The organism is Geomonas sp., from assembly GCF_056994735.1.
Genome location: NZ_JBXKJL010000252.1, coordinates 1 through 2538, shown reverse-complemented (window position 1 = coordinate 2538; position 2538 = coordinate 1). Strand labels below are relative to the sequence as shown.

The window sequence follows — 2538 nt, the reverse complement described above, 5'->3', positions numbered from 1 at the left end:
CTGGAGTTTGGCCATCTCAGTTCGGGCGGACGGCGCCTGTGGCACGCTGGAGCCCGGGTATTTCAGGGCCATCGAGTGATCCGGTCTGCGGGAGGAGAGGTTTTTGCCACTTTAGGTCCGGTTCCGTGTCTTCCGCGAAGTAACCCAAAGTGATTTCGTGGTCCGCTGAGAAGGTGTGACCGATGATCTGCTGGCGCAGGAGGTCCACGAGGTCGGCCGTCGAAGGGCGGGGGGATTGGCTTCTCCATTTTGGCAGCGGCAGGTAATCGTCCGTACGCTCGAAGCCGTGAGCGAGGATGGAGGCCAATTGCAGGAGGCTGTAGGCAGCGACTTGGAGTTGGGGTTGGCGATCGACCGCTTTGGGGGTACGCGTCTGAGCCTGGGCTACCCCTATGACGCTCTTCTCGTCGTGGTGGTTAACTTCGATCTCCCAGCGGTAGACGTAGGCCTGCACGATCGTTTTCAGATCCAGATCGGGATCGGTGCAGATGAGGAAAGCCGGTTCGCGATAGAGGAGTTTGGAACCTTTGCGCAGGCGGTACCCGACGGGCTTGATTACAACCAGAAGCAGCGGTTTGTCATGCCCGGCCTTGCGCCAGAAGACGGGGCCAAATACCTTGACGTTGAAGGTCCGGACCTGCCCGACCGCGAAACAGGGGACTTGCAGCGAGCGCACCTCGTCACTGCTCAGGACTTCCCTCGGGGTCGGGGCTTGAGGACCGTACTTGCGTGGCCGGCCGCTGGTCTTGGTATTTGGATCCAGAGGAAGGTGAAGGTCCGCATCCTGGCGGATGCGTCCGATGAGTGTCGTGCGTGGGGGAAGGCTCTTGAGCAGGACCTGGTTGGTGTAGCTGCCATCGGCGGTGATGAGTAGTTGGCGCAGCAGAGTATTCGGTCGCTCATCAAGGGCCTGGCGGAGACCGGTGACGGTAGAGAGGCCGACTCGGGTGAGGGAGGAGGCTTTCTTACGTTTCCTGAACTCTTCCAACTGTGAAGCCGGCGCATCCTTTTTGGGCTTGGGGACGGGCGGGGCGGGCTGAAAGCGGACAGGCAGAGCACGGGCGGGGCCTTTGCCATGCAATGGAGCGATCGTCAAAGAGACCTGAACGAAGCGGAGTCCGCGGATGAGGTTGACGTGATAAGGAGGAGATTGAGGGTCGCGCACGGTAGCCACGCCTGGAATGCGGCGTCCTGATTTCTTGCAGGCCGTGTCGTCGATGGCTGCAACGACCGGTGCGGGAGGTGGAGGAAGCAGCTGGATGGCGTGGTCGATGACTGGATCAAAGAGAGTCTGGGAATCCCAGGGACTTCGGGAGAATGCCCGGTAGTCGGCACTCCAGTCCAGGAACTGCCGACCGATAGTGCAGATGGCAGCGGAGGTGGTGTGACGTGGCGCGGACAACAGTTGTCCGTAGGTGAGGCGGCGGACTCGATCGAAGGTGCGGTCCTGGGCAAAGACACCTTTCCAGTCCTGCAGCAGAAGATCCATGGTTTGCAAGAGGTTCATGGCCTGACCTCGTCAAGGGGGTGAGACTCAGGCGTACGACACAGAAGCTCGCGAGCGCGGGGATGAAGAGGATAGAGGAAGATCTTTTTCACGTGACGTTGGACGTTGCGGTATCGATCCATACGGCCGCGTCCCTGGGTGCTGCCGACGTGGATCCAGTTTGCGGCACGATAGCAGGTGCCTGAAAAACGCTGCGGATCAACAAGAGACTCGAGCAGCAGAGGTGTAACCTGGTAGACACTGAGCCAGTCTTCGGGCAGTTGCTGTGCGGCCATGGAGAGGATCTTGCTGGCAAGCCCTGTCACTTCGACCCAGGGGAGGATCAGGAAGCGGCTGTTGTTAACGACCCGTGGGAGATTGATCCGCCGTGTTGCTTCGCCCCATCCAATCCAGCGGTCGCGCGGGGCCATCTTCCAGGCGGCGCTGGTGAAGAGTAAACAGGCCAGGATGCGCTCCGGGAAGTGTCGGCAGCGGACAAAGTAGCGCAGTTGAGCACCAAAAGGGACGCGGTAGCCGAGGTAATGATAGCGATGGATGTACTGTCTGAAGAGAGCCCGGCCTGCGGCGTCCGAGACCAGGTCGAACTCCAGAGGCATGTAGTCTTCGACGGATCCCACGACTGGGGATTGTGGATCGCTTTGATGGTCCAGAGAGACGGTCCGTGGCCCCTGCGCTGAAGTTCCGCGCAGCACGGGGATGGATGGGAGCAATCCCTGGTCACGAAGGTGTTGCAGGAAGATGTAGCACTCGTGATCTTTCAGGGCGCCGGTAGGGCGCCGCCAATCGAGGAGCTCACAGACGGTCCTGGACAGTTCGGTCAGGCTGAGGGCAGGAAAGTCGTGGACGATTTCGCGAAGGAGTTTGATCTCCTTGGAAGTAACTTCGTGACCGCAGAAAGAAATGGGCGTCGGCATGGCGTCGGGCGGCCCCAAGTGGAATGCGCCATGCCAACACTAGAACACTAAAGGCGGGATGTCCAGCAAAAAATTGTGCGGCGCGTGGCCGACCGCGTCAAAATGGCCAAACTCCAG

The 2538-nt window shown here is 60.2% G+C and carries 2 protein-coding genes; both read right to left on the bottom strand.

Annotated elements, in window-relative coordinates; translation table 11 throughout:
• Window positions 1-16 precede the first annotated feature (16 nt).
• Window positions 17-1507 (bottom strand): transposase, encoded by a 1491-nt coding sequence (locus tag AC11W3_RS11280; RefSeq protein ID WP_484093032.1) that lies wholly within the window; start codon window positions 1505-1507, stop codon window positions 17-19.
• Window positions 1504-2421 (bottom strand): Druantia anti-phage system protein DruA, encoded by a 918-nt coding sequence (locus AC11W3_RS11275; RefSeq protein WP_484093031.1) that lies wholly within the window; start codon window positions 2419-2421, stop codon window positions 1504-1506. Before AC11W3_RS11275 ends, AC11W3_RS11280 begins: the two co-directional genes overlap by 4 nt.
• Between the last annotated feature and the right edge of the window lie 117 nt (window positions 2422-2538).

Excerpts from the sequence above, each read along its gene's own strand:
- AC11W3_RS11280 (WP_484093032.1), bottom strand. The coding sequence starts at position 1,507 with ATGAACCTCTTGCAAACCATGGATCTTCTGCTGCAGGACTGGAAAGGT.
- AC11W3_RS11275 (WP_484093031.1), bottom strand. The coding sequence starts at position 2,421 with ATGCCGACGCCCATTTCTTTCTGCGGTCACGAAGTTACTTCCAAGGAG.